Origin of the sequence: Novosphingobium sp. ERN07 (assembly GCF_012641335.1) — a bacterium.
GTDB lineage: Bacteria > Pseudomonadota > Alphaproteobacteria > Sphingomonadales > Sphingomonadaceae > Novosphingobium.
The window spans coordinates 20,537-43,509 of sequence record NZ_JABAID010000020.1 but is presented as its reverse complement, the minus strand read 5'-3'; the positions used below and the strand labels follow the sequence as shown (position 1 = coordinate 43,509).

Below are 22,973 nucleotides of genomic sequence, written 5' to 3'. Positions count from 1 at the left end.
CCCGCCATTTTTGCTTTCACCGGCAAAATGGCTTCAATCCGCCCGGTTCCAGATGAAAGTGATCGCGGTGCGCGGCGTTGTAATCCGGGGTGAGGACGGTGCCGAAGCGCTTGCACGCACTGTCGCGCACGGTTCGCAAAAAGGCGCGGACTTGCGGCGAGGGGCTGTTCCAGTCTGAAACCACGCTGATCCGCCGCCCGTCTGCCAGCCGGAATGCCGCCACATCGACCGCATTGGCGGTGGCATGGGCCGAAAGCCGGTTGGTGCCTGCCACGTTGCGGCACGAATAGCTGCCCATCGTCTCGATCCGGGCCAGGGGGCTGCCCAGAATTTGCCGTGCCGCCCGATCTACCCCGAACCGGGCCCACCCCTGCAGCGAACTTGCCACCGGGCAGGTCACCGGGCCAAGGTTGGTCACTTCCAGCCGGGCATCGTCGCCCCGCAACTCCGCAAGCCGCACGGTGCCAAGGTTGGAACAGCCGGTGCCGAAATACTGGTCAGCAAGCGGTGTGAATTTCGCCTGCGTCTGCCCCAGATTGGCAAGGCAGGCGCGCGCTTGTGGTGATTGAGAAAGCGAAGCGCCCGTGCCACGCGCAGGCTGGCGTTTCGGCTGCTCAGGCGCGCCGATGCAGCCAGAGAGCAAAGCGGCCAAAGCCGCAACAAGGAGCGCGTGCCGGGACATGGCATGAACTTGACACTTCATGGTTATCAAGGAGTTAAAGCATCGGGTCGCAAAGCCACAGCCCATCGCAAACCAAACACCGCAAGCGCGGCACATGCCATCTTCTTAGGATCGTTTTTGGAAGGGCCGGGAAAATGGTGGGCGCTGACGGGCTCGAACCGCCGACCCTCTCGGTGTAAACGAGATGCTCTACCAACTGAGCTAAGCGCCCGGTCACCCGGAGACCGCGCATTTAGGGCATTTTCTGCCCACGTCAACCGCTACCTTCACGGAACGAAACGGCACCAAGCGGAACAGATCGGCACCTAGAGTCCCGACATAGTCCCGACCAGAATTCCGGCGCACAGCGTAGTCTCGCACTTGCATAGAAGCGCACAGTCGAAGGGTGGCGGTTCCCATTACCTCGATCGGCGATTTTTCCTCGGGAAATCTCTGCACAGGGCGAACTTAACGACATCGGAGGGTATAACGCGCAATGGCATAACATTTATAACAAGTGTGCAATTTCAGGCACTTACGACATAATAATTATATAACATAGACATAATCATATTACATCAAGGGAGTGTAACTTGGGGGACTAAGAAAACTCCGAAAAATCAATGACATTATGTGAGAGCGCAAAAAATATTACGTCGGTGTTAGGCCTCCGATCTCACACCTGAAATGCAGCATTTCCGGGGGTTTCTGCTCCACATTTTGCGGCATGTGAGGAATGTTATGTCATTCCGACGCATGGGGGCGTTCGTGCCTCGCGCCGCCAAGGGGCGAACTTGCATAGTTTTCGACGAAGAAGCCGAAAGCGAGGCGTGGGGGCGAGCGCGGCGCGCTGGGGGTGGCGGCGGTGGTCTCAGCCCTGTCGGGGTGGTAGGGGCAGCCCATGCCCCTCCTCATTGCCCTCTCTGCCGCTGCCAGCGCCTGCGTGGCGCGTGTTACCGATGGCGACAGCCTTCGCCTCTGCAATGGAGAGCGCGTGCGACTGGTGGGCATTGACGCGCCGGAACTGCGCGGTTCATCGCGCTGCAGCGCCGTCTCTCGTGAACGGCTAAAGCGCAGCCGCAATCCGGCATGGTGCGATCATGAAAAGGGAGAGCGCGCCCGCGTGGCGCTCGAGAGGTTCATGCTGCGCGGCACGGTGCGAATCGAGCGGCGAGGCCTCGATGTCTACAAACGCACGCTCGCCCGCGTAACAGTCAATGGCCGTGACGCGGGCGAGTGGCTGATCGACCAAGGTCTTGCGCGACCTTGGCGATAACTAGCAGTTCGAGATGATAACCTCGCCAGCAATCTTCGATTTCTGTGTGCCACCCACCGAGTAGCGCACCTGCTCCCCGTCGATGGTGAAGCCGTCGAAGATCCTGCGGACCTCAGGGTGATCATTGAGTGATAAGATGAAACGTCCCCGGATGCCGCGCAGCTGCTCTGCCATCGTTTGGAACTCTTCGCGGCGGAACATGTCCCGACCATAGTCGCTCTCCGACCCATAATACGGCGGGTCAAGATAGAACAGCGTGGAGGGCCTGTCGTAGCGGGTGATGAAGTCCGTCCAATGTAGTCGCTCGATGATCACACCGGCGAGCCGTTCATGCACGGCCTCGATCATCGGCCCGATCTTGGTAACGTCAAACCTTGCGCCTGCGCCGTACACTGATCCAAACCTGCGTGTGCCTACCATCCCACCAAATGCCAGACGCTGCAGGTACAGGAACCGCGCCGACCTTTGCAGATCGGTCAGCGACGTTGGCTCCATCGCCAGAAGCTTTTCGAAACCGGCGCGGCTCGTGATTTGAAAGCGCAGCATGTCGAGGAACGGCACATAATGGTGCTGCACCACGCGGAAGAAAGTTGCCACGTCCTCCGACCAGTCGTTGATCACTTCGCCCTTGGGCCTGCGATCGCGACGAAGAAAGATACCGCCCATGCCGACAAAGACCTCGGCATATGTCTCATGCGGCACCGCGTTGATCCGCTGCACCAAGCGCTTCGACAGATTGCGCTTGCCGCCGATATAGGGGGCGAGCGGCTTCACCGGATCAACCGGTTCAAGATTCGACAACACTCAACATGTTCCTTAAATGTTCCCGCGCCGAGTCGGCAGGCGGGATTGGCCCCAAGGCGGGACCGATTGGGACAAGACGAGCTGTGTTCGTCGGACTTGGGCGCTGCAACGCCCGGTCCCCCGCCGTCGCGCTATCGCACCTGCGACGCCGGGATTTTCCGAAAGCCGTTGCCTTCCTGCCGGATCACCGAGCCATCGGCGCAAAGGTAGTCGGCGAACGAAAGCGCCGGCACGCCAGCCCAGTCGTTCACGCGAAGCATGCGACGCGCGATCGGCACGATCTCCAGCTCGTAATAGCCGTCGCGCGCATCGCGGACGCTGCCAAAGCCGCCATTGTTCTGCGGGATCACGCCGAGCAGCTGCGGCGGCGTGCGGTGAGCGCCGAGCATGTCGTCGCGACTGATGTTCTTCACATTCGAGAACTCATCCTTCGCGGTGACATCGGCGATCGGCATCACCTGGATGCCGTCCTTCTTTCCCTTGGGAATGTGGACCAGCATATTCTTGAAGTTCCCCACGCCCTTAGACTGGCGCATCTTCTCCTCGAGCTGGTCGACGGTCTTCTGATCGGCCAGCGGCTCGCTGACGTAGAGGATGAACCCGGCATGCGCCCCGTTGAGGTAGTAGCGACGGCGGAACAGCGTGGCGTTCTCGGAAAGCAGACCGCTCTGTAGCGCCGATAGCCACTCGGGCAGGCCATAGATTTCCTGCGCCACATCGGGCTGCTGCAGCTGGAAGATGCGCCCCGGTTCGAATTCATGGCTCTGCCCGATCGGGCCGTTGATGAACCAGAACACATCGGCCTTCACCCCGGCACGCATGTGGACCGCAGGCGCATGCCTGATCACTGCCACCCGGTTGCCGAGGTTAGGCACCTGCTCGAGGTAGCCATTGCCCATCTGCACGAAATCCAGTGCCCATCGCTCGAAGTCGTCGCCACCCAGCCACCGGCTCTGCACCTGCTGCGAAACCAGCATGTTGACCTTCAACGCGACCGCGCTGCGATGATAGGGAGACATGTTGAACACCTGGGCAAGCCGCGCGGTCGGCAGCGGCGGCTCATACCAATGTCCGTTGTGCCAGATTTCAAAATACTGCGAGATTTCGCGCCGATCGAGTACGCTTTCGGGATCTCCGAAGGTGAAGAACTGGCTCTGCACCTCGCGGCCCTTTGACGGCATACGCGAGAGCTTGCCTTTTGCGGGGGCCGCTACGGCGCTCGTCTTCCTCGTGGTCATGCTCGGCTCCTCAATCGAAAAACTTCACGGTCCCGCCAGCGGCTTCACTCTCGGTCCCGACATCCAAAGGTTCGTTGGAAAGGGCGTGCAGCAGCGCCCAGGCGATATCGGCGTGGCCGATCTCGCCATTGCGCCGCGCGACATAGGTCACGCCCTTCTGGCTAGCGGTAAGCGTAGGGCGGATGGCCATCAGTGCCTGCATCAGGTCGGTCCACCCGGCGTCGAACTCGATGCGGCCAGCGCGGAATACGTGCTGCCCCTTGATGACCAGCGCGGTCTTGCTCGCCACCGAATATTCGATCTTGCGCACCAGCGGGAACCAGTGGCCGACCAGCTCGAACACAGCCTGCCCCGATCCCGTCGTGTCGATCGAGATATCGGTCACGTTGTAGCGGCCCGCCACCGCCTTGATGAAATCGGCCTGCCCGGCGAAGTCCAGCCCGTTGAGGCGATACTTCTCGAGCACGCGGAACTTGCCACCGGCCTTGTCTGGCGGGGCCAGCACGATCAGCGCGGCATCGTCGCGGCCCTGCTTGTTCGGGTCGTATCCCAGCCACACCGGCTTGTCGCCAAACGGACGGCCACCGGGCACATCGACCAGCGCCGGGTGGAAGTCGCGCCATTTGAGGAAGCTGTCCACCCGCGCCGGGTTGAGGCGGGCATAGGGGAAGCTGCTTTCGGCATCGTCCACGTCCTCGCACTCGAACAGGTTGCGGAACGCGTCTTCCGAATATTCGCGGCGCAGCTCGTCAACGTCGACCAGGGCGGAGAGGCCAAGCGCGCAGGCATCGTGGACGGTGAGGATCTGCTGCCAGCTGCCATCCGGCATGATCGCGCCGCGGCGCAGGTTCTTGTGGCTGATGTCGAACGGCTTCTGATCGCCCTTCGCGCGGCCCTTGTTCCACTCCTCGCCCGACCAGAAGGCATAGCTCTCGTGCGTCTTGGTCGATGGCGTCGAGAAATAGGTCTTCTTGTAGATCTTGTGGGTGGCCATGCCGCTGGCGACCTTGGCCAGCTCGGCAAAACCGTGAACCCACGCGTATTCGTCGAAGTAGAAGTCGCCGCTTTCGCCCTGCGCTGTCGCCGAATTGGTCGAAAGGAAGTAGAAACCGACCGATTCGATGGGCTTGTGATCGGCCTGCCCATCATCGTCTTCCGGGTACTGCCCGACGAAGTCCAACTCGATGATCTTGCCTTTAAGCTCGATCCCGGTGACCTTGCGGACCCACTTGTAAATCTCGCGCCGGAATTTCAGCGCCTGCCGCTCACTGGCCGAAATGAAATTCTGGTTGCGCGGCTGCTCACCCCGCAGCACCGCCTCGCCAACCTTGGCAAAGGCCTCTCGCGCGAAATAGACCGTCGCACCCACCTGACGGCTCTTGCGGATCTTGCGAACGCGCTGGTCGCGCTGCTCCCACCACAGATCCTGATATTCGAACCGCCACGCCTCGAAATCGTCCAGAAGCTGCTGCCACTGGTCGAGCGTCAGGAAGTTCTTGCGCTTCTCCGCGCGCTTGGCCTTCGCCGGTTCGTCGTTCCGGTTGGCAATTTTCGGGTTTAGGTCGCCCTCCTTTCCGGTCTTGTTGTACTTCTCGATGCGCGCGGCCCGCTCAAGCTGGCGCATCAGGAAATCGACCCGCTTCATGTCGCCTTCGGTGAACGGCTCCTTGTCGAGCAGCATGGCGATCTTCGCCTCAACCCGGTCCACCACCACCGCGATCGGCGCGTCCTGGTCCCACGCATCGCGCCGCTTCCACGCGGCCACCGTGCCATAGGGAACCTGCATTTCCTGCGAGATTTGAACGGCAGTCCACCCGCGATGGTAGAGCGATCGCGCCTCTCGCCGCTGCGCGCGGTTCACCTGCCTGCTGATCGCGGGCAGGTCGTCTGCATCGGCGGCAGGATGCGGGAGCAAGGCATTGGGCATGCGTCAAGCCATGCACCCCGAACCCCGTCTCCTGTCGCCTGCCTCGCCGGGTAAACCCGCGCTCTACCGCGCAGGCGCGTTGCCTTGGCCGCGCCGCCGGTGCCTCAAAGGGCACAACTTGCCGACCCCCAAAGCCGCCCAGGCATCAACGCCCCAACGGGAGCCCTTTCGATGAAGACCAAGCCCCTCCTGCTCGCCACTGCCGGTTCCACCGTCGATGGCCGCACGATTGACGACAAGATGCTCGAGGAGATGGTGTCGAGCTATAATCCGAAGACATACGGTGCCCGCGTCAACATCGAACACATTCGCGGCATCAGCGGCGAAGGTCCGTTCCGCGCCTATGGCGATGTGGTCGAACTTTCGATTGGTGAGGTCGATGTCGATTTCAACGGCAAGACCGAAAGGCGCAAGGCGCTCTACGGCGTGCTCGATGTGACCGACGATGCCAAGAAGCTCAACGAGGCCGGCCAGAAGGTCTATCCTTCGATCGAGATCGAACCCAACTTCGGTGGCAAGGGCTTTGCCTACATGATGGGCTGCGCGCTGACCGACAGCCCCGCCTCGATCGCCACCGAACGCCTGCAGTTCAACCGCTCGCTTCCCGGCGCTCTCACTGTTTCTGCGGACAAGGCCGAACCGCTCGAATTCGCCGATGGCGATGTCATCGAAAGCGGCGGCGCTCTGCTCTCGAAGTTCGGCTCGATGCTCGATGCCTTCACCGCCAAGTTCAGCGGAAAGACCGAGGAAAAGCCCGAACCCAAGGCGGACGACAAGCCCGATGCGGCCACGGCGATGGACTTCACCCAGTTGCGCCCGCTTTTCGAAGACCTGGGCAAGACCTTCTCAACCGCGCTCGAAGGCCTGCGCACCGAATTCCGCGCCGATGCCGATGCCCTCGCGGTCAAGCTCAAGAAGATCGAGGAGGTGCAGGAGCGCACCCCCGACCAGAAGTACCGCCAGCGCCCGATCTCTGATGGCAACGCCACCAACTATTCCGGGATCTTCTGATCCAGTCCGCCGCCCGCCCCGCTTATCCCCTCAATAGGACCTGACAGACATGGGTTACACTCTTTCCGATCGCGGCCGCCGGGCGCTTGACGGCCTGTTCAATGCCATCGTGCAGCTTAACGGCGCAACGCGCGGCGTGGCTCACCAGTTCTCGCTCGATCCCACTGCCGAGCAGCGCCTTGAAGACCTTCAGCGCGAGGAAGTGGGCTTCCTGCAGCAGATCAACGTCATTGGCGTTCGTGATCTCATTGGTGCAGTCATCGGTCTTGGCACCGAGGACATGATCGCATCGCGCACCGCAGAGGCCGATCTTCCGCGCAAGCCGCGGTACGTCGGCAAGCTCGATGGTCGTGAGTACCGACTCTATGACACTGAGTTCAACACCAAGCTGCCGTGGCAGATCATCGACAACTGGTCGAAGTTCCCGGACTTCGCCCAGCGCTATGCGCGCCACGTCGCTATCTCGGTTGCGCTCAGCCGCATTTCCGTTGGCTGGAACGGCCTCGCCGCCGCCGCAAGCACCGATGCCGATGACAACCCGCTTGGTGAAGATGTGAACATTGGCTGGCTGCAGAAGCTGCGCCTTGAAAAGCCGAGTCACGTCATGGGCCGCGCAATGGTTACTGTCGGCGGCGTCACCACTGCCACTGGTGCCGCTGCGCCGATCTACATCGGGCCTGATGCTGACAGCTCCGATGGCGATTACAAGAACATCGACGCGCTGGCCTATGATCTCGCTTCGGGTATGCCCAGCTGGGCGCGCAACAGCACCGATCATGTGGTCGTGGTTAGCCAGGACTTGGTCGATGAGAAGTACTTCCCGATGATCAACCGTCCGCTTTCGGACACGATCGACGGTGGCCGCTCAACGTCTGACCAAGTGGTGGGCGATATTATCATGTCGGCCAAGCAGATCGGCGGGCGACGCGCGGCCATCGTTCCGAAGTTCCCGGAAAAGACGATGGCGATCACGCCGCTCAAGAATCTGTCGATGTACTATCAGGAAGGCTCGCGCCGCCGGTACATCAAGGATGAGCCGGAAAACAAAGCAAGCCTCGTCGACTACAACAGCGTCAACGAAGGCTACGTCATTGAAGACACCGATTTCATGGTTCTGGCCGAAAACATCGAGTTCGGCGTCCGCCCATAAAATCGCGCCCGTAATACCACGCCGGGAGGGCACTGAAGGCGGTCGCTGACATCCGGGTCGGTTGCCGCAAGAGCCCACATCAGAGGCCGGGGAGGGGAGCGAATGCTCCTTAACCGAACCGGTCGGCCGCGCGCCGGATAGCGCGGCCTCCCTCCAAGACCGGCGGCATGACCGCAAAGCGGGCATTAGTCCGGTCGGCCACAAGAAAGCGCCCCGCATGAGCAGCCCCTTTCGTCGTCACAAGCAGCGCGTCCTCGGCATCATGTCGGGTACCTTGGCTCCCGAAACAGCCCGCACTATCGAGTTGCGGGAACCCGAGCGCAGCACGGCCGCCGGACAGGAATACGCCGCCCTGCGCGTGCTGCTGCATGGCAACCTGCGCTCCCTTTCCGATATTGCCAGCCACGAGGCCCGCGTGCCGGTCAAGGTCGAAATGGCCCGCGCCTTCGCGCCGTGGATCGAAGGCGTGCTCGCCGCTGAAGGCCAAGCCGCGCAGGATGAAATCCTCGTCGTCAATCTGGTCTGGGCCATCGACTATCGCGATTTCGATTATGCGCTGCGCCTTGCCGCCCATGCCATCAGCCACGGCCTTGCCATGCCGCAGGGCTTCACCCGCACCCCTGCGTGCTATCTGGCCGAGGAAGTCGCCACCATCGCCAATGCCGAGTTCGACGCGGTCAACCTCGACCAGCTGCTCGCCGTGCAGAAAATCGTCGAAGGCCACGACATGCACGATGCCGTGCGGGCCAAGCTGCTGAAGGCCATTGGTCGCCGCTATGCCCAGCGCGCTGCCCACTTCGACCCCGCGGCAGACAACGCCCCCGCTGGCGGCAAGGCTGCCTATGTCCAGACCGCGCTCGAAGCCCTGCGCCGCGCGCTCCAGCTCGACAGCAATGTCGGCGTGAAGAAGGACATCGAACGGCTCGAACGCGAAGCAAAGAAGCTGCTCGCGGAAGGCGAAGGAAACGGTCAATGACTCCCGATCAGGTCCGCGAACTCACCGCCCGCCTGGGCGAAGCGATCCACGCCGGTGACGATGACGCCAGCGGCGATATCGCGATGCAGCTTTGCTGTGGTGCCGCGCTCAATCTTGCCCGAATTGCCGAAGCTTTGCAGGCTCCACCGTCTTCATCGACGCCTGCAGTGCCTCCCGGCTGAACGTCCCGCCCCACGGCGCTCGGGGGGCGGATGGGAAAGGGCGGCATAGACATTGCCCGCCCGATCCCATCCTCACCCCCCGAAAATATCCGTGCCAGAACTTGGATGAGTGAACCCCGATGGCAGGCCTGACCGCAAATCCCGTGCAGCCGCTCGATCCGGCAGAAGCGTCGGTCGGCGCCGACGGCTGGTTCCCTGACATCCCGCTGGCGATGGTGCGTAACGCTGTCCGCCTCGGCAATGGCGAGGTCACGACCGATCGTCTGATCAGCGCCATCGAGGCAGCGATGCTCACCGCCTTTCGCCAGCTTGCCGATTGGCGCACCGCGCATGTTCTGGCCGGTGCGGGCGGACTGGCCGAAGTCACCGAAGAGATGCTGGGCAATCGCACTCAGGCTGAAGTGCTGTGGGACCGCCTGATCATCTCGCTCACCGCCGCCGATCTCTTCGCCGGAAGCCGCGACATCACCGCCACCGATCGCGGGCTCGACCGCGCGGCAGACAAGGAAGACGGTGCCGACGAGTACTACCGCCGCGCCTGGGCTGCCGTGGCCGACCTCAAGAGCTTCGCCCCCGGCGGCACCCGCGCCGATGTGCCGCGAAATCGGGTAGAGTTGATCTGATGACCATCACCGCCACCGCGCGCGAGGGCGAGACGGTCGACGAAGTCTGCTGGCGCGTGCTGGGCCGCACCGGCAACGTCACCGAACAGGTGCTCGAACTCAATCCCGGCATCGCTGCGCTTGGCCCCCGGCTTCCCGGTGGCACCGAACTGACGCTTCCCGAAGTGGCAGAGGCGGCAACCGCCATGCGCGAAACCGTCCAGCTATGGGATTGATCCGATGCGCAAGATCGACAGCCTGAAGGCCACCTTGCTCGCCGCAATCCCCGAGGCGAACAATGATCCCGCCATGCTGCCGGTCTGGATTGATCGCGGCTCGGCACGCGCGCGCCAGACCGCGAACGGCTCTTTCGAACTGGCCTTCCGTCTCAACGTGCTTGCAATCGGCGTGCGCACCGATCTTTCGATCATCACTCTTGCGGTCACCCGGTGGCTGCGGACCAACCAGCCCGATCGGCTTCAACCCGGCGCGGACAGCTTCACGTTCGATGCCGATATTCTCGACAATGGCACTGCCGACGTCCTGATCCAGATCGACCTGACCCAGAACTACGATGTCCGCATCGAAGACGGCAAAGAGATCGTCGAAGCGCTGGAACAGGACGATCCGGTGCTTGCTGAAGCCAGCGCCGAAGGCATGGCCCCCGATATCGCGGCGATCCTGCTCGGCGGCGAACAACTCGTGCCCACACCCGCGTAAACAGTCATGGCCGACGACGATCTCTCCCGCCTGGACGAATGGATGGGGCAGGTTCTGCACGGACTTTCCCCGCCAGAGCGCAAGCGGGCAGCGCAACGCCTGGGCCGCGATCTGCGCAAGTCGAACCTCAAGCGCATCGGACAGAACGTTCAGCCCGATGGCACGCCGATGGAGCCAAAGAAGGCTCGATACGACCGGCGCGGACGCCTGCGCGAAAAGGCGGGCGGCAAGATGTTTCAGGGCCTGCGCTATGCCAAACACTGGCGCATCGATGCCACCGAGGATGGCGTGACGGTGACGGCGGAATCCCCGCTGGTCGATCGGGCTGCCTCGGTCAGCCAGTTCGGCGAAACCAAGACGATTGGCAGACTGCGAGACCGCACCCCGATCCGCTATCGCTACCCGGTGCGCCGCCTGATGGGGCTCTCACCAGAGGACGAGGATCTGGCGATGAATGTGGCCGAAGCGATGATCGGGCCGGAGTAAGCTTGCTACCTTGCCGAATCGTTCCTTTTCCGTTCTGATCTGCAAAACCGTTGATATTTTCGGATTTGCGATTCTCAGAGGCGAACGAAATGGAGGCTCAAATTGTGTTCGGTCGCAGTTGCGGCACTTGCAGCATGTGCTGCAAAGTTTTGGCAATTGAGGAGCTCAAAAAGCCTTTTGGGGTTTGGTGTCAGCATGTCCGAAAAGGCAAAGGTTGCTCGATCTACGCTGACAGACCGCCTTCGTGTGCAGCCTATGGGTGTGGCTATCTTTATTGGTCGGAAACAGGTGAGCATTGGTTTCCATCCCGAGCGAAGATGGTTGTTGAGCTGGAAGATGATAGCCGATTGCTGGTTCGAGTAGATCGTGCGACGCCGAATGTTTGGCGCACTCAACCCTATTACGCTGACATAAAGCGCTGGGCCAGAATTGCTGAGCTACATGGCCAGCAAGTCGCAGTGATGGTTGGTCGGAATATGACGATCGTAATGGCCGAGCACGATGTAGATGTCGGCTTTGTATCAGAAGATGAGGTGGTAATATTGTCCGAAAAGCGAGACGGGTCGTTTTCAGTTTCGAAGATTCCGCGAAACGACCCCCGTTTTGCAAAAGTGAAGACAGGCATTTTCCGCACCCACGGCTAGCGCGTCTTGGCCCAGCGCTCCGCCGTGCGGTCTACCACCAGACCGCCATCCCAAACCCGGCACAGCGCAAAGGCTTCCTCCGGCGTTCCTTGGGTCCACTGTTCCCACGATTCGCGCCGCAGCAGCACCGGCATCCGGTCATGCACATCGGCCATCTGTTCGCACCCATCGACCATGACCATCGCATAGGCATTGCCCCATTCGGCGGTCGGACGCCAAAGCCCGCCAACCGCAAAGGTTTCAACGTCGGGCATGGCGTACCAAGTGCGCGTCATCCGGCCTTTTTCGCCCTCGGCTTCAGCCCATTCGCTCACCGGAATCAGGCACCGTCGCCGGGCGAAACTGTCTCGCCAAAACGGCGTGTGCAGCTTGTCTTCGCGCGCGTTGTTCACCGGCTTGGGTTTCAGCTTCTGTCCCTGTTTTCCGGTCAGGATCAGCGGCAGGCCCCACGTCATCTGCCGGACTTCGCCTTCGGCCACGACCAGACCCGGATAGCCCGGATAAATCTCGCCCGCTGCGTTCAGGCCTTCGGTCGCTTTCGCGCCGAAGAGCTGGCCGATTTCCTGCGTCGATGCGCGCATTCGGTATAGATTGCACATGCGGCGATGCTCTCGCGCAGTCAGCGCAGAGTCAACGCCGGGAATCCATCTTGCACCAATGTTCTTATTATGTTCCAATTGCAGCATGTCTCGAATCGATCAAGCTCGCATCGCCGATGCCCTGTTGAACGCCCCCGGTTGGGCGCGCGTGGGCATATCCGACCCAAAGCCATTCCTGCGTGAAGACGCTGCGCTCGAACTTGCCAGCGCCATCCTTCGGCAGGTCGAAGCGCCTGAACCTTCCCCTGCGCGGCAGGACCATCTGATCTGACATGAAGTGGTCGGAAAGTGGCCTGATGGTCCCGACCTGCATTTTCGAAGCGGCCACATTGAAGCATTCGGTCATTCCCGTCTGCAGTTGCGGTCACTCGGCCAGCTTCAACCCGTTCGGGCTGTGGTGGCATTTCCAGCGGCGGGGATGGGATGATCGGCTTGGGCCTGCCCGCCAACGTTTCTGGTGCCGCGTTTGCCACTCGTCGCATCGGCGCAAGGTCCACCCGGTGAAGCTCGATCTTGGCAGGCTGGCCGAAACCGATTTCGCCCTGCCGTGGCCCGATGAACGCGAATGGAAAAGAGCCGTTGCCCGCGTGCGTTGACAGGTAAACCCGGCCTCTACCGCGCCCGCGCCTAGCGCGCGCGCGACGAACCGCGCCATTCCGGCGGGCATGGTCGGTTCTATCGCATCATCCCCCGCCATCGACCTTTCCGGTCTTCCCGCGCCATCGATCATCGATCAGCCGGATTTCGAGACGCGCCTTGCCGCCAAGCTGGCCAGCGCCATCGCGCAGTTCCCGGCCTTTGCCGATCTGGTTGAAAGCGATCCGGCGATGAAGCTGCTGCAGGCAGACAGCTATGACGAACTGATCCTTGCCCAGGCGTTCAACGATGCCGCGCGCGGGATGTTGATTGCCTTCGCCACCGGGCCGCGCCTTGATCATCTGGCCGCGCTGTTCGGCGTGGGTCGCCTTACTGGCGACACCGCTCTGCGCCAGCGCCTCCAGCTCGCGCCGCATTCGTTCTCGGTCGCGGGGCCGGAACTGGCCTATGTCTTCCACGCGCGCTCTGCCGATCCCGATGTGGCCGATGCCACCGCCGTTTCACCCACGCCTGGGCAGGTGGTGGTGACAGTGCTGTCCGCAAGCGGCAGTGGCGTCCCGTCATCCGAAGTGCTCGATGCGGTGCGCAGCGTCGTGGCGGGGCCGGTGCGCCCGCTCACCGATGAAGTGATCGTGCAGGCGGTCACGCTCGTACCGTTCGCCATTGACGCGCGGCTCTGGGTCTTTGCCGGGCCGGATCAGTCGCTGATTTTGCAGACCGCGCTGGCTAGTCTTGATGCCCATCTCGCCACGGCCCGCCGCCTTGGTCGCGATGTTTCGCGCTCATCGATCATCGCGGCGCTGCACGTGGCCAATGTGCAGCGCGTCGAACTGGACGATCCTGCCGGCGATATCGTGATCTCCTCCGCGCAAATCGCCGCCGCAACCGATATCGATGTGACCGTGGCGGGAACGGTCCTGTGACTTCGCTCCTGCCACCCAACGCCACCAGCGGCGAACGCGCGCTTGAAACGGCGATGCGCAGCGGCATTGATCTGTCCGCCGTGGGCGATCTGTGGAACCCGGCAACCTGCCCTGCCGATGTGCTGCCCTTCCTCGCTTGGGGATTGGCGATCAGTCATTGGGACGCCGGGTGGACCGAAAGCCAAAAGCGCACCGCCGTGGCCGGGGCCATCCCGTTCCACCAGATCAAGGGCACCCGCGCGGCGGCTGAGGAAGTGCTGGCCCGCTTCCATCCGCTTCTCGATATCGTGGAATGGTGGGAAGCCAACCCGCGCCGTGAACCCTTCACTTTCGAAGTGCGCGCCCCCGCCGGGCCGGAAGGGATCGACGCCAGTTTCCTCACCACCGAAACCGCCGAAGCGATCATCCGCGATGTGGCAGCGGCCAAAAACGCGCGCAGCCACTTCGATTTCGTCTTCGCGCTCGAAGCGCAGGCCACGCTGTGGATTGCGGGCGGCGCGCTGCCCGGCACGATGCACCGCGCCGATTACGTGGCCGAAATCGACGAGAGCCGCGACTGGAGCATCGTGCTGCTGACCGAAGATGGCGAACCGATCCTGACGCCTGACGGCACCGAATTTCTGGAGACCGAATGATGGCCGCTCTGGTCCTTTCCCTCACCTCTGCGGGGCTGGCGGCGGTGCAGGCCGCATCGGGCAGCGATCCGGTAACGATTGCCGAACTGGGCCTCACCGCCACGCCGTTCGTCGTCGCGCCCACGCTCACCGCGCTGCCGGGAGAGTTCAAGCGCATTGCTGCGGTGGCCGGAACCTCTGTGGCGGCAAACGTCACGCACATGAGCGCCTATGATACCAGCGTCGATGTGTGGAATGCTACCGGCCTTGGCCTCTGGCTGGCGGACGGCACGCTGTTCGCGGTCTATTCCGCGCCTTCCACCATCCTCAACAAGGCCGGGCCTGCCTTTGCCTTGGTCGTCTTCGATATCGTGTGGATGGGCGATGATGCGGCCTCGATTGCGTTCGGCGATCCGATCTTCACCAATCCGCCGGCAACGACCACCACGCGCGGCCTAGTTGAACTGGCCACCGGGGCCGAAACTTTTAACGCCATCGACAACCAGCGCGCGGTAACGCCCGAAGGGCTTGGCCTTGCCCTGCTCGACATGATCAAGGCGCGCGACGGCATCGGATCGGGCCTCGATGCCGACAGGTTTCAGGGGCAGGACATCGGCTATTTCCTTGCCGCCGCTGCCTACACCGCCGCCAGCGTGCTTTCGCACCTGGTCACGGTCGATGGTTCGGGAAGCGGTCTCGATGCCGATCTGCTCGACGGGCAGCAGGGCAGCTGGTACGCCGATATCGTTGCGCGGCTCGGTTACACCCCGCTCAACCAGACCGCCTATACCGCCGCCGATGTGTTGGCGAAGCTGCTGACGGTCGATGGGTCAGGCAGCGGCATCGATGCCGACCTGCTCGATGGCCACAACGGCGCAAGCTACCGCCGCGTCGTCTCTTCGAACATCACCGACAATGGCGGGCACATCGAATATTCCGATGGTTTCAAGGAAACGTGGGGCTGGGTTGATGTGCCCGCGAATGCCTCTGCCACTTTCAACGTCCCTGTCGATCACACGAGCTGGCTGATCCCGACGATAAGCGTGCAGGTGGCCGTGGGTGACGACAACAACTCCGAAAACTGCGGCATCGGCACGGTCACTGTGGGCAGCCCAACCACTGTCCAGCTCTACAGCGCCGAGAACTTCACCGTGCGCTTCTTCATCCACACCAAGGGGGTCTGATCGATGAAATTCACCATCGGCAGGTTCGATGCTGCCACCAAAACCGTCCCGGTCACCTTCGAGGCGGACGGCAAAATGCACACACGCGATGTCAACGCGGTTCTGACCGAAAGTGGCAAGCACGATCGCGCAGCTACCGAGGCGCGGGTCAACGAGGTTGCGGCAGGCGTGGCGCACAAGTTCGCGCTGGGCCTGTTGGGCAATTCGGTGGGCGAGGAGCAGGCCTGATGCCCAAGATCACCGAAGTGCCCCCGGCCAATCCACTATCGGGCACGGAAAAATTTGTCCTGGTGCAGGACGATGAAACGCGCGTTGCCGATGTGGACAGCATCTATCCACGACCGGCATCCCTGCCCGAAGTGACCGAACCCAGTGGCGCAGAGTGGATCAGCATCGATGTCGATGGCGTGCAGATGAAGCTGTCGCTGTTCAATCTGGCGCAATACCTTGGGTCTGCCCCCGGCGCGCCGGTGCCGATCTGGGATGTAGCGCCTTCGATTACCGGCACTGTGCAGGTGGGCGATGTGCTGACCGGCGATGATGGCGAACTCCGCTTCGGCGCAGTCACCGCCCGCGCCTGGCTGCGCGATGGGGCGGCGATCAGCGGCGCGACCGGCGCAACCTACGAACTGGATTTCGCCGATCAGGATGCAGACATTGCCTACCGTGTGACCGCCACCGGGGATGGCGGAACGACCATTGCCACCAGTGCCGAAGTCGGCCCGGTAATCGGCCTTGCGCTGGCGCAGGCCCCCAGCTTCGACACTTTCGATGCAAACCCCGGCAATATCATCGGGCGCACGCTGCAGGGCCGGGGCGGAACGTGGACTCTGCAAAAAGCCACCGATGCGCTCGGAGGTGGCACGCATGACACGTCGATGTCGGTCGCTGCCGGTTTCGCGGGCGGCAATGGGGTGGCTGGCGCTGGCAATCACTATGCTGTCGCCACAGCGCCATCGCAGACGGTGATCGTCGCGCGCCGCCTGCCCAACCCGTTCGGCGCAAACCTGAGCAACGACCACGTCACTGCGTCTGGCAACACCGTCGTCAACATTACCCGCTTCGGCTTCACCTCCACCGAAGTTCTCGGCCCTCCGCTTTCCGGCCGTATCAACATCAACCGCGAAATCGCGGGCGGCAGCGCCACCAGCATTCGCGCGATCAATGGCCTGCGCCGCGAACCTTACGATGTGCAGGCGCACGAGTACTTGGAAGCCGACAGCACCGTTACTCTGCAAATGCGGATGAACGGACGTGGCCATGATGCGCCGCAGGATGTCTCCGAAGCGGTGCGCAGCGTCCCGCTTTCGCGCCGCCACGGCTTTTCCGGCAATGCACCGGCCACGCATCTCGACTGGTTCGCAATCGTCGAACCGGCGAACGATGCTGTGGCCATGCTCGAACAGGCAGCACCGGTGATCAGCCGCCTTGCCGATGGGCGCGCGCTGGTGATCGTGCAGGGCCGCTACACGGTGCAGGGCATGGGCAAGGTCAAGGCGCTGGTCAACGACCGGTCGAGCGGCTCGCCCGTTGCAGTTGCAGGCTATGCGGCGGTAGACGTGGCCGTAACGGTGACCGAGATTTCGGGCCTGTTCGGCACGTTCAAGGGCATGTTCTACATCGATGCCGACACCGCCGCCGGGCTCGCGGGCAAGCCGCTGGAAACGTGGATTTGGCGCACGGATGTGGAAAACCCGGTTGGTGGTGGCCTGCTCACGGTGCCGTGGCCGTCAATGGTGCAGCGCCTTGGCATCAATGTCCTGATGTTCGGGCAGTCGCTGTCGGTCTTCCAGAGCAACCAGACCCAGACCACAGCCGCAACCCCGCACCCCGGTTCGCGCTGGGTGGATGGCTATGCTGCCACGACCAATGCCTATGACCGGCGAATGCTGGTGCAGACGGCCAATGCGCTTCCCGCGCACCTATCGCAGCGTTTCGGCCAGCTATCCGGCCTGCCGATGACGCTGGTTGCAGCGGGCACGTCTGGCACACCGCAAAGCCAGCGCGTGCCCGGAACCGCGCAGTTCAATGCTGCCTTCGATGGAATCATGCACGCGGGCGGGCGGGTGGACGTGATCGTCAACACCACCGGCCAATCGAACGTCGATAACGCGGTCACCTATTTCGCAGACTTGTCGGCCACTTATGCTGGCCCCGGCAGCTTTGCCACGATGGATTCTGACCATCCGCCCCACGTTGTGATGATGCCGATCTCGTCTTCGCACAGCGGCAGCGAGCAGGCCTATCAGGCCGCGCGCGAAGTCGAAAAGCGCTGCGTTGAAGATGGCATCGCCCACAGCTTCGGCCCTTCGACGTTCGACTTGCGCAAGCATTGGAACGGCACCGATCTGCTCCACCACGGCACTGCGGATACCGATCCGCACGGCTCCGAAGCCAAGATCATGCAGCGCATCGGCCAGCACATCGCCTTTGTTACCGGCGATGCCGACCATGATGGGCAAGGCCCTGATCTAGTCGCGGCGATCAAGACGGGCCTGCGCGAGCTCAAGCTCTACTTCGACGATGGCGGTTCGTGGTTCGACAGCATGGAGCTGGTCGGGGCGGGCTTCCACGGCGGGTGCCGCTATTCGGCCAACGACGATGGCAGCGCGCCGATCTGGCCCAGCAATGCGGTGGTCACCCCCGGTCGCGTGGCCAGCGGAACGCACGCCGGTCGCTTCGAAGTTACCGTGTCGTTCGCGGTCGATCTTCCCGCAGGCCTCAAGGTCTGGTCCGGCTTCGGCAACAACCCGCACAACCCGCTGCAAGACCCCACGATCAACCAGACCACGTGGGACGATCCGGTCAGTGGGGCCAGCATCCTGCGCGGCGTGAAAACCGGGATGCCCGCAGGCCTCGATCTCGTCGGGATCAGGCCGCGCGTTCGCTACCACACGCCAAGCTATCTGGAGGCGGCGTAATGCGTGACCTGATCGAACACCTGCCCGACCGGCTCAAGCAGCTGCTCGATGCGCTCTCGCTCGCCACCGTTCTGGGGAACCTGATCAGCATGCTGCCTGCCATCGCCACCATCCTCCCCATCATCTGGTGGCTGATCAGGATCTACGAAACGCCGACCGTGCAGGGGTTGCTGAAGCGCCAGAAAAAGGACGAAACGCCGTGAACGATCCCCGCAAACCGATTTTCGATGCCGTGCGCGCGGCTGCGCGTCCCGGCCTGTTCAACGATCCCGGCAACGTGCTGGCACTCGACAATCTGCTCGATGCCTTCGACGTAAAGCGCCCCGAAAAGAACGTTGCCCCAGATCCCGCAGCCGATCCGATTCCCGCCGGCTATTTTGATATCCTGGCAAAGATCGAAAGCGGCAACCGGCCCTTTATCAAGGCCAGCACCAGCACCGCCAGCGGCCTATACCAGTTCATCCGCAGCACCTGGTTGGGCGAAGGCGGCGCTTGGGGTGGCAACGCCGCCCTCGCGTTCGGCGGATTGCGTCCGCCGGTTGAGGAGCAGACCGCACGCGCGCGCAGCTTCACGCTGAAAAACGCGCGATATTTGCAGGCGCAGGGCATCCCGATCAATGCGGCCACACTCTATGCCGCGCACTTCTTTGGCGCGGGCACGGCGGCAAAAGTGTTGAAAGCGGCGGATCGTGATCGCGCCGATCTGCTGGCCGGGACGCAGGCCACCGCCGCCAACCCATCGATCCTGCGCGGGAAGTCGGTGGCCGAATTCAAGGCATGGCTGCAGCGCAAGACTGGCGCATCGGCATGAGCCTGCGCGATATCCTTCCCGCCCGCTTGCCTTCATGGCCCCCGCGTGATTGGCGGGCCTTTGCCGCGTTGGTCTTTTCGGTAGCGGGCGCAGTTGTGCTCACCGCCTTCGTCTGGTGGGGCGTGGCGCAGCTTCTGCCTGCCGAAGGGTGGACGCGCGCCAGCGAGGTAAATCGCGCCACCACCATCCGCTGGACGCTGTGGATTGCGATGGGGTCGATCGGGCTGGTGCTGCTCGGCCTCGGCTTTGCGGTCACGCCGCGCAAGCTTCAGGGCAAATCCGGCGACAAGTCCTTCAATTTCGAAGGCGGCGATACCGAACGGGAGAAGGCGGATGCCAATGTTTCCTGATAGTTCATGGCTTGCCGCCCGCTCGCTCTTCGGCTTTCCGCGCTGGTCGGTGATCGGGCTTGCCGCGCTGCTGATCGCGCTGGCCGTGCTGCTCCTGATCGACCGCATCGGCACCACTGCCGCCCACCACAACCAGACCCAGCGGGAAGCCGGTGCCGCCAGCCAGCGCGCGCAGGATCTGGAAACCACGCTCAAACGCACGGAGGAAGGCAATGCCGCCCGTATCGAAATTCGCGATCCTCGCGGGTCTGCTCGCTATGACCAGTGCCTGCGATCCGCTCGAACCCCCGAAAACTGTCAGCGATTTCTGCCTGAATGACCGGCGCATCTCGATAGAGCCTGCGCCCGCCGCTGGCACAACCGATCCCGGCAACCAGTGGGACACCGAACAGACCGTGGCCGAAGCGCTCGAACACAATGCGGTGCATGATCGCCTCTGCCCCGCGCCGCGCAAGACAGCGATGAATCGCCGCTGATGCCCGCGCCCGAAGAAGACATCCCGCTCGATCCCTCCACCCTGATCCGCCTCGGCCAGATCAGCGCCGTCACGCTCGCGCCGCCGCGCTGTCAGGTCCGCTTTGCCGATCCCGAAGGCGATGATGAAGAAGGGGGCGAAACCCCGCCCATCCGCTGGCTTGCCCTGCGCGCCGGGAAAACGCGCACCTGGTCGCCGCCATCGGTGGGTGAAGAATGCCTGCTGCTCTGCCCCGATGGCCAGATCGGCAACGGCGTGGCCCTGCTCGGCCTGAACAACGACACCAACCCCGCGCCCGGTTCCACGCTGGCAGAACTGGTGGAATATGAAGACGGCGCGCAGATCGCCTACGATCCCGAAACCCACGCGCTTACCGCGATCCTGCCCGCCGGTGCCACTGCTCTGGTCGAAGCGCCGGGGGGCTTGACCATTCGCGGCCCGGTGGCGATTGAGGGTGACGTGACCGTTTCCGGCGATGTGACCGCAGATGGCATCAGCCTGAAATCGCACAGGCACGGCGGCGTCCAAGGCGGCGGCAGCCAGACCGGATCGCCGGTCTAACCCTTCTCCTCACGGTAAACCCGGCCTCTACCATCCCGCCCGCTGGCGTGCGCCGCGCAAAGCGCGCTTCTGTCCGCCTCATGATCGGCTCCACATCATGATCGGCATGGATGCAAACACCGGCAAGGCTCTCACTGGCGCACCGCGCCGGGCGCAGTCGATTGCCCGCATCCTCACCACGCCGCTCGGCTCGTGCGTGATGCGCCGGGATTTCGGCTCGCTGCTGTTCGAACTGCTCGATCGCCCGCTCAACGTCGCCACAGCCATGCTGCTGCGCGCAGCCACTGCCATTGCCATCCGGCGCTGGGAAACCGGCTTTCAGATCACCCGCGTCACGCTCTCGGGCGATTTCCCCGGCGGCGCACCAGTGATCGGCATCGAAGGCTACGATCTCGATGCGCCCGATCCCACCGCGCTCGTCTCTCTCTCCATCCCGATCCGGCGCAATGCCGCCGCCCTGTCCAGCTGAAGGAACCGCCCATGCACGGCCTGACCATCACCGAATCCGCAACCGGCGTCCGCACCATCGCTCGCAGATCGATGGCAGTGATCGGCCTGATCGCCACGTCCACCGCAGTTGCGCCCGAAAATCAGGGCGCGATCGACGCTGCATTCCCGCTCGATACCCCGGTGCTGGTCACCAGCGTCGATGCAGCGGCAGGCAAGGCAGGTAGCGCGGGCACGCTCAAGGCCGCACTCGAGGCTATCGGCGACGAGGCAAGCCCGCTGGTGATCGTGGTGCGCGTGGCCGAAGGCGAAGACCAGGCGGAGACCGATGCCAACGTGATCGGCACGACCGATGGCAACGTCTACACCGGCCTGCAGGCACTGCTCGCGGCGGAAACCGTCGTTGGCAAACGTCCGCGCATCATCGGTGCCCCCGGCCTCGATACGCAGGAGGTCGTGGCCGAGATGGTCATCGCCGCCCGCAAGCTGCGCGGCATGGTCTATGCATCGGCCATTGGCGACGACATCGCTGAGGTCACCACCTATCGCGATGAATTTTCGGCGCGCGAACTGATGCTGCTCTGGCCCGATAGCTCGCCTGATTTCGCGGGCGATATCGTGGCGCGCACGCTGGGCCTGCGCGCCCGCATCGATGAAGAGCAGGGCTGGCACAAGACGGTCAGCAACGTGCCGTTCTATGGCGTCACCGGCGTCACCCGGAACGTCCACTTCGATCTGCTCGACAACGATACCGATGCCGGCGTTCTGAACGATGCGCAGGTGACCACGATCATTCGCCAGTCGGGCTATCGGCTTTGGGGCAATCGCACCACCGCGGGTGAGGATACGCCCGAATTCAGTTTTGAAAGCGCGGTGCGCACCAGCCACGCGCTGCAGGATATCATCGCGGCGGCGGTGCTGCCCTTCCTCGATCAGCCGATGACCGTGGCCCGCGTGAAAGACCTGATGGAAACGGTGAACGCCGAATTCCGCCAGCTCGTGGTTGAAGGCAAGATCATGGGCGCAGAAATCCTTTTCGATGCCGATGCCAACACGCCAGAGCAGCTGGCCGCAGGCCGTCCGAACTTCCGCATCCAGTACACCCCGGTGGCTCCGATGGAGAACCCGCAGGTCAGCCTGGTCATCACCGATTTCTACTATTCGGGCTTTGCCGACCAGATCGCCAACGCGGTTTGATCGCCAAGGCGCGCCCCCAGCTTCTGAAAGGACACGGCAATGGGCCTCCCCCGCAAACTGAAGAACCTGAACACCTATGTCGATGGCGAAGGCTTCCTCGGCACCGTGGCCGAATTCGAAGAGCCGAAGCTGGCGATCGCCACCGAGGAGTGGCGCGGCGGCGGGATGCTCGGCCCGGTCATGCTCGACAAGGGGCTCGAGGCGATGGAAGCCACGCTCACGATGGGTGGGCACGTGGCCAGCCTGATCCGCAAATTCGGCACCACGCGCGTTGACGGCGTCCGCGTCCGCTTCATCGGCGCATATCAGGCCGACAACGGCAGCGCGGCCGAGGCGGTCGAAGTCTACATCGGTGGCCGCTTTACCGAGATCGATCCCGGCAAGGCCAAGGCGGGCGACGATACCGAGCAGAAGTACAAGGTGCCGCTCGCCTATTACCGCCGCGTGGTCGATGGCCGCACCGAGATCGAGATCGACATGCTGCGCGGCATCTTCCTCGTCGACGGCAACGATCGCTACGCCGAGATCATGGCGATCATCTCCGGCTGATCCCCTTCAGCTTCACCGGGCGGTCCTTTTGCGGGGCGCCGTCCGGTGGGGGCTGCGGGGTGGCGATG

Annotated in this window: 32 protein-coding genes and 1 tRNA gene; 26 read left to right on the top strand and 7 right to left on the bottom strand. The window is 63.0% G+C overall.

What is annotated here, in order from left to right; translation table 11 throughout:
- Positions 1-16 precede the first annotated feature (16 nt).
- The 3 genes from HGI47_RS18635 to HGI47_RS18625 form a co-directional block, all read right to left on the bottom strand.
- Positions 17-682, bottom strand: coding sequence for an extensin family protein (locus HGI47_RS18635; RefSeq protein WP_168854306.1), 666 nt, complete (start codon positions 680-682; stop codon positions 17-19).
- A 135-nt stretch (positions 683-817) separates the two neighbouring features.
- Positions 818-893 (bottom strand) — tRNA-Val (locus HGI47_RS18630).
- A 512-nt stretch (positions 894-1,405) separates the two neighbouring features.
- Positions 1,406-1,564 (bottom strand): hypothetical protein, encoded by a 159-nt coding sequence (locus HGI47_RS18625; RefSeq protein WP_168854284.1) that lies wholly within the window; start codon positions 1,562-1,564, stop codon positions 1,406-1,408.
- Between HGI47_RS18625 and HGI47_RS18620 the strand changes: the two genes are divergently transcribed.
- A complete protein-coding gene (locus tag HGI47_RS18620) occupies positions 1,563-1,937 on the top strand; it encodes a thermonuclease family protein (protein ID WP_168854283.1) in 375 nt (124 codons plus the stop codon). The two genes, HGI47_RS18625 and HGI47_RS18620, sit on opposite strands and share 2 nt — an antisense overlap.
- On the opposite strand, the gene HGI47_RS18615 is transcribed toward HGI47_RS18620, so the two are convergent.
- From HGI47_RS18615 to HGI47_RS18605, 3 genes are all read right to left on the bottom strand, one after another.
- Positions 1,938-2,711, bottom strand: a complete 774-nt coding sequence (locus HGI47_RS18615) for a DNA adenine methylase (RefSeq protein WP_370521793.1) — start codon at positions 2,709-2,711, stop codon at positions 1,938-1,940.
- Between the two features lie 161 nt (positions 2,712-2,872).
- A complete protein-coding gene (locus HGI47_RS18610) occupies positions 2,873-3,979 on the bottom strand; it encodes a phage portal protein (RefSeq protein WP_168854281.1) in 1,107 nt (368 codons plus the stop codon).
- 10 nt (positions 3,980-3,989) lie between these two features.
- Complete coding sequence (locus HGI47_RS18605) at positions 3,990-5,906, bottom strand: terminase large subunit domain-containing protein (protein ID WP_168854280.1); 1,917 nt, start codon at positions 5,904-5,906, stop codon at positions 3,990-3,992.
- Positions 5,907-6,077: 171 nt separating this feature from the next.
- Between HGI47_RS18605 and HGI47_RS18600 the strand changes: the two genes are divergently transcribed.
- The 9 genes from HGI47_RS18600 to HGI47_RS18560 all read left to right on the top strand — a co-directional run bounded on the left by HGI47_RS18600 (position 6,078) and on the right by HGI47_RS18560 (position 11,677).
- Complete coding sequence (locus HGI47_RS18600; protein ID WP_168854279.1) at positions 6,078-6,917, top strand: GPO family capsid scaffolding protein; 840 nt, start codon at positions 6,078-6,080, stop codon at positions 6,915-6,917.
- A gap of 49 nt (positions 6,918-6,966) precedes the next feature.
- On the top strand, positions 6,967-8,067 hold the full coding sequence (locus tag HGI47_RS18595) for a phage major capsid protein, P2 family (RefSeq protein ID WP_168854278.1): 1,101 nt from the start codon (positions 6,967-6,969) through the stop codon (positions 8,065-8,067).
- A 217-nt stretch (positions 8,068-8,284) separates the two neighbouring features.
- Complete coding sequence (gpM, locus tag HGI47_RS18590) at positions 8,285-9,043, top strand: phage terminase small subunit (RefSeq protein WP_168854277.1); 759 nt, start codon at positions 8,285-8,287, stop codon at positions 9,041-9,043.
- Positions 9,040-9,225, top strand: coding sequence for a hypothetical protein (locus HGI47_RS18585; RefSeq protein ID WP_168854276.1), 186 nt, complete (start codon positions 9,040-9,042; stop codon positions 9,223-9,225). Before gpM ends, HGI47_RS18585 begins: the two co-directional genes overlap by 4 nt.
- A gap of 119 nt (positions 9,226-9,344) precedes the next feature.
- The gene (locus tag HGI47_RS18580) at positions 9,345-9,848 is read left to right on the top strand and encodes a head completion/stabilization protein (protein WP_168854275.1); all 504 of its coding nucleotides are present in this window, start codon (positions 9,345-9,347) and stop codon (positions 9,846-9,848) included.
- Positions 9,848-10,063 carry a tail protein X gene (locus HGI47_RS18575; RefSeq protein ID WP_206066290.1) on the top strand — a complete coding sequence of 72 codons (216 nt, stop codon included), beginning with the start codon at positions 9,848-9,850 and terminating at the stop codon, positions 10,061-10,063. Before HGI47_RS18580 ends, HGI47_RS18575 begins: the two co-directional genes overlap by 1 nt.
- A 4-nt stretch (positions 10,064-10,067) precedes the next feature.
- On the top strand, positions 10,068-10,547 hold the full coding sequence (locus HGI47_RS18570) for a phage tail protein (RefSeq protein ID WP_168854274.1): 480 nt from the start codon (positions 10,068-10,070) through the stop codon (positions 10,545-10,547).
- Positions 10,548-10,553: 6 nt separating this feature from the next.
- Positions 10,554-11,033, top strand: coding sequence for a phage virion morphogenesis protein (locus tag HGI47_RS18565; RefSeq protein ID WP_168854273.1), 480 nt, complete (start codon positions 10,554-10,556; stop codon positions 11,031-11,033).
- A gap of 89 nt (positions 11,034-11,122) precedes the next feature.
- Positions 11,123-11,677, top strand: a complete 555-nt coding sequence (locus HGI47_RS18560; protein ID WP_168854272.1) for a hypothetical protein — start codon at positions 11,123-11,125, stop codon at positions 11,675-11,677.
- Here HGI47_RS18560 and HGI47_RS18555 read toward each other — a convergent pair.
- On the bottom strand, positions 11,674-12,276 hold the full coding sequence (locus HGI47_RS18555; RefSeq protein WP_168854271.1) for an SOS response-associated peptidase: 603 nt from the start codon (positions 12,274-12,276) through the stop codon (positions 11,674-11,676). The two genes, HGI47_RS18560 and HGI47_RS18555, sit on opposite strands and share 4 nt — an antisense overlap.
- Positions 12,277-12,361: 85 nt before the next feature.
- On the opposite strand from HGI47_RS18555, the gene HGI47_RS18550 reads away from it, so the two are divergent.
- The 16 genes from HGI47_RS18550 to HGI47_RS18475 all read left to right on the top strand — a co-directional run bounded on the left by HGI47_RS18550 (position 12,362) and on the right by HGI47_RS18475 (position 22,905).
- Complete coding sequence (locus HGI47_RS18550) at positions 12,362-12,547, top strand: DUF6771 family protein (RefSeq protein ID WP_168854270.1); 186 nt, start codon at positions 12,362-12,364, stop codon at positions 12,545-12,547.
- A gap of 1 nt (position 12,548) precedes the next feature.
- Positions 12,549-12,872: a hypothetical protein gene (locus HGI47_RS18545; RefSeq protein ID WP_168854269.1), complete on the top strand. Its 324-nt coding sequence runs from the start codon at positions 12,549-12,551 to the stop codon at positions 12,870-12,872.
- A gap of 69 nt (positions 12,873-12,941) precedes the next feature.
- Entirely contained in the window at positions 12,942-13,796 is an 855-nt protein-coding gene (locus HGI47_RS18540) for a baseplate J/gp47 family protein (RefSeq protein WP_206066289.1), read from the top strand.
- Complete coding sequence (locus tag HGI47_RS18535) at positions 13,793-14,431, top strand: phage tail protein I (RefSeq protein ID WP_168854268.1); 639 nt, start codon at positions 13,793-13,795, stop codon at positions 14,429-14,431. The genes HGI47_RS18540 and HGI47_RS18535 overlap by 4 nt, the downstream gene beginning before the upstream one ends.
- A complete protein-coding gene (locus tag HGI47_RS18530) occupies positions 14,431-15,594 on the top strand; it encodes a hypothetical protein (protein WP_168854267.1) in 1,164 nt (387 codons plus the stop codon). Before HGI47_RS18535 ends, HGI47_RS18530 begins: the two co-directional genes overlap by 1 nt.
- A gap of 3 nt (positions 15,595-15,597) precedes the next feature.
- Positions 15,598-15,822 (top strand): hypothetical protein, encoded by a 225-nt coding sequence (locus tag HGI47_RS18525; RefSeq protein WP_168854266.1) that lies wholly within the window; start codon positions 15,598-15,600, stop codon positions 15,820-15,822.
- Positions 15,822-18,515: a hypothetical protein gene (locus HGI47_RS18520; RefSeq protein ID WP_168854265.1), complete on the top strand. Its 2,694-nt coding sequence runs from the start codon at positions 15,822-15,824 to the stop codon at positions 18,513-18,515. Before HGI47_RS18525 ends, HGI47_RS18520 begins: the two co-directional genes overlap by 1 nt.
- Positions 18,515-18,718: a hypothetical protein gene (locus tag HGI47_RS18515; RefSeq protein ID WP_168854264.1), complete on the top strand. Its 204-nt coding sequence runs from the start codon at positions 18,515-18,517 to the stop codon at positions 18,716-18,718. The genes HGI47_RS18520 and HGI47_RS18515 overlap by 1 nt, the downstream gene beginning before the upstream one ends.
- On the top strand, positions 18,715-19,326 hold the full coding sequence (locus tag HGI47_RS18510) for a hypothetical protein (RefSeq protein WP_168854263.1): 612 nt from the start codon (positions 18,715-18,717) through the stop codon (positions 19,324-19,326). Before HGI47_RS18515 ends, HGI47_RS18510 begins: the two co-directional genes overlap by 4 nt.
- On the top strand, positions 19,293-19,676 hold the full coding sequence (locus HGI47_RS18505; protein ID WP_168854262.1) for a hypothetical protein: 384 nt from the start codon (positions 19,293-19,295) through the stop codon (positions 19,674-19,676). The genes HGI47_RS18510 and HGI47_RS18505 overlap by 34 nt, the downstream gene beginning before the upstream one ends.
- A complete protein-coding gene (locus tag HGI47_RS18500) occupies positions 19,660-19,995 on the top strand; it encodes a hypothetical protein (protein WP_168854261.1) in 336 nt (111 codons plus the stop codon). The genes HGI47_RS18505 and HGI47_RS18500 overlap by 17 nt, the downstream gene beginning before the upstream one ends.
- Complete coding sequence (locus HGI47_RS18495; protein ID WP_168854260.1) at positions 19,934-20,152, top strand: hypothetical protein; 219 nt, start codon at positions 19,934-19,936, stop codon at positions 20,150-20,152. Before HGI47_RS18500 ends, HGI47_RS18495 begins: the two co-directional genes overlap by 62 nt.
- Positions 20,152-20,712 (top strand): phage baseplate assembly protein V, encoded by a 561-nt coding sequence (locus HGI47_RS18490; protein ID WP_168854259.1) that lies wholly within the window; start codon positions 20,152-20,154, stop codon positions 20,710-20,712. Before HGI47_RS18495 ends, HGI47_RS18490 begins: the two co-directional genes overlap by 1 nt.
- Positions 20,713-20,809: 97 nt before the next feature.
- The gene (locus HGI47_RS18485; RefSeq protein ID WP_168854258.1) at positions 20,810-21,181 is read left to right on the top strand and encodes a GPW/gp25 family protein; all 372 of its coding nucleotides are present in this window, start codon (positions 20,810-20,812) and stop codon (positions 21,179-21,181) included.
- Positions 21,182-21,192: 11 nt separating this feature from the next.
- Positions 21,193-22,356 (top strand): phage tail sheath subtilisin-like domain-containing protein, encoded by a 1,164-nt coding sequence (locus tag HGI47_RS18480; RefSeq protein ID WP_168854257.1) that lies wholly within the window; start codon positions 21,193-21,195, stop codon positions 22,354-22,356.
- Between the two features lie 39 nt (positions 22,357-22,395).
- On the top strand, positions 22,396-22,905 hold the full coding sequence (locus HGI47_RS18475) for a phage major tail tube protein (protein ID WP_062347166.1): 510 nt from the start codon (positions 22,396-22,398) through the stop codon (positions 22,903-22,905).
- Positions 22,906-22,973 lie beyond the last annotated feature (68 nt).

Bases quoted from the DNA above. Each gene is read 5' to 3' on its own strand.
- HGI47_RS18635 (WP_168854306.1), bottom strand. From the start codon at position 682: ATGTCCCGGCACGCGCTCCTTGTTGCGGCTTTGGCCGCTTTGCTCTCT.
- HGI47_RS18620 (WP_168854283.1), top strand. From the start codon at position 1,563: ATGCCCCTCCTCATTGCCCTCTCTGCCGCTGCCAGCGCCTGCGTGGCG.
- HGI47_RS18625 (WP_168854284.1), bottom strand. From the start codon at position 1,564: ATGGGCTGCCCCTACCACCCCGACAGGGCTGAGACCACCGCCGCCACC.
- HGI47_RS18610 (WP_168854281.1), bottom strand. From the start codon at position 3,979: ATGACCACGAGGAAGACGAGCGCCGTAGCGGCCCCCGCAAAAGGCAAG.
- HGI47_RS18605 (WP_168854280.1), bottom strand. From the start codon at position 5,906: ATGCCCAATGCCTTGCTCCCGCATCCTGCCGCCGATGCAGACGACCTG.
- HGI47_RS18600 (WP_168854279.1), top strand. From the start codon at position 6,078: ATGAAGACCAAGCCCCTCCTGCTCGCCACTGCCGGTTCCACCGTCGAT.
- HGI47_RS18595 (WP_168854278.1), top strand. From the start codon at position 6,967: ATGGGTTACACTCTTTCCGATCGCGGCCGCCGGGCGCTTGACGGCCTG.
- gpM (WP_168854277.1), top strand. From the start codon at position 8,285: ATGAGCAGCCCCTTTCGTCGTCACAAGCAGCGCGTCCTCGGCATCATG.
- HGI47_RS18585 (WP_168854276.1), top strand. From the start codon at position 9,040: ATGACTCCCGATCAGGTCCGCGAACTCACCGCCCGCCTGGGCGAAGCG.
- HGI47_RS18580 (WP_168854275.1), top strand. From the start codon at position 9,345: ATGGCAGGCCTGACCGCAAATCCCGTGCAGCCGCTCGATCCGGCAGAA.
- HGI47_RS18575 (WP_206066290.1), top strand. From the start codon at position 9,848: ATGACCATCACCGCCACCGCGCGCGAGGGCGAGACGGTCGACGAAGTC.
- HGI47_RS18570 (WP_168854274.1), top strand. From the start codon at position 10,068: ATGCGCAAGATCGACAGCCTGAAGGCCACCTTGCTCGCCGCAATCCCC.
- HGI47_RS18565 (WP_168854273.1), top strand. From the start codon at position 10,554: ATGGCCGACGACGATCTCTCCCGCCTGGACGAATGGATGGGGCAGGTT.
- HGI47_RS18560 (WP_168854272.1), top strand. From the start codon at position 11,123: ATGGAGGCTCAAATTGTGTTCGGTCGCAGTTGCGGCACTTGCAGCATG.
- HGI47_RS18555 (WP_168854271.1), bottom strand. From the start codon at position 12,276: ATGTGCAATCTATACCGAATGCGCGCATCGACGCAGGAAATCGGCCAG.
- HGI47_RS18550 (WP_168854270.1), top strand. From the start codon at position 12,362: ATGTCTCGAATCGATCAAGCTCGCATCGCCGATGCCCTGTTGAACGCC.
- HGI47_RS18545 (WP_168854269.1), top strand. From the start codon at position 12,549: ATGAAGTGGTCGGAAAGTGGCCTGATGGTCCCGACCTGCATTTTCGAA.
- HGI47_RS18540 (WP_206066289.1), top strand. From the start codon at position 12,942: ATGGTCGGTTCTATCGCATCATCCCCCGCCATCGACCTTTCCGGTCTT.
- HGI47_RS18530 (WP_168854267.1), top strand. From the start codon at position 14,431: ATGGCCGCTCTGGTCCTTTCCCTCACCTCTGCGGGGCTGGCGGCGGTG.
- HGI47_RS18525 (WP_168854266.1), top strand. From the start codon at position 15,598: ATGAAATTCACCATCGGCAGGTTCGATGCTGCCACCAAAACCGTCCCG.
- HGI47_RS18520 (WP_168854265.1), top strand. From the start codon at position 15,822: ATGCCCAAGATCACCGAAGTGCCCCCGGCCAATCCACTATCGGGCACG.
- HGI47_RS18515 (WP_168854264.1), top strand. From the start codon at position 18,515: ATGCGTGACCTGATCGAACACCTGCCCGACCGGCTCAAGCAGCTGCTC.
- HGI47_RS18505 (WP_168854262.1), top strand. From the start codon at position 19,293: ATGGCTGCAGCGCAAGACTGGCGCATCGGCATGAGCCTGCGCGATATC.
- HGI47_RS18500 (WP_168854261.1), top strand. From the start codon at position 19,660: ATGCCAATGTTTCCTGATAGTTCATGGCTTGCCGCCCGCTCGCTCTTC.
- HGI47_RS18495 (WP_168854260.1), top strand. From the start codon at position 19,934: ATGACCAGTGCCTGCGATCCGCTCGAACCCCCGAAAACTGTCAGCGAT.
- HGI47_RS18490 (WP_168854259.1), top strand. From the start codon at position 20,152: ATGCCCGCGCCCGAAGAAGACATCCCGCTCGATCCCTCCACCCTGATC.
- HGI47_RS18485 (WP_168854258.1), top strand. From the start codon at position 20,810: ATGATCGGCATGGATGCAAACACCGGCAAGGCTCTCACTGGCGCACCG.
- HGI47_RS18480 (WP_168854257.1), top strand. From the start codon at position 21,193: ATGCACGGCCTGACCATCACCGAATCCGCAACCGGCGTCCGCACCATC.
- HGI47_RS18475 (WP_062347166.1), top strand. From the start codon at position 22,396: ATGGGCCTCCCCCGCAAACTGAAGAACCTGAACACCTATGTCGATGGC.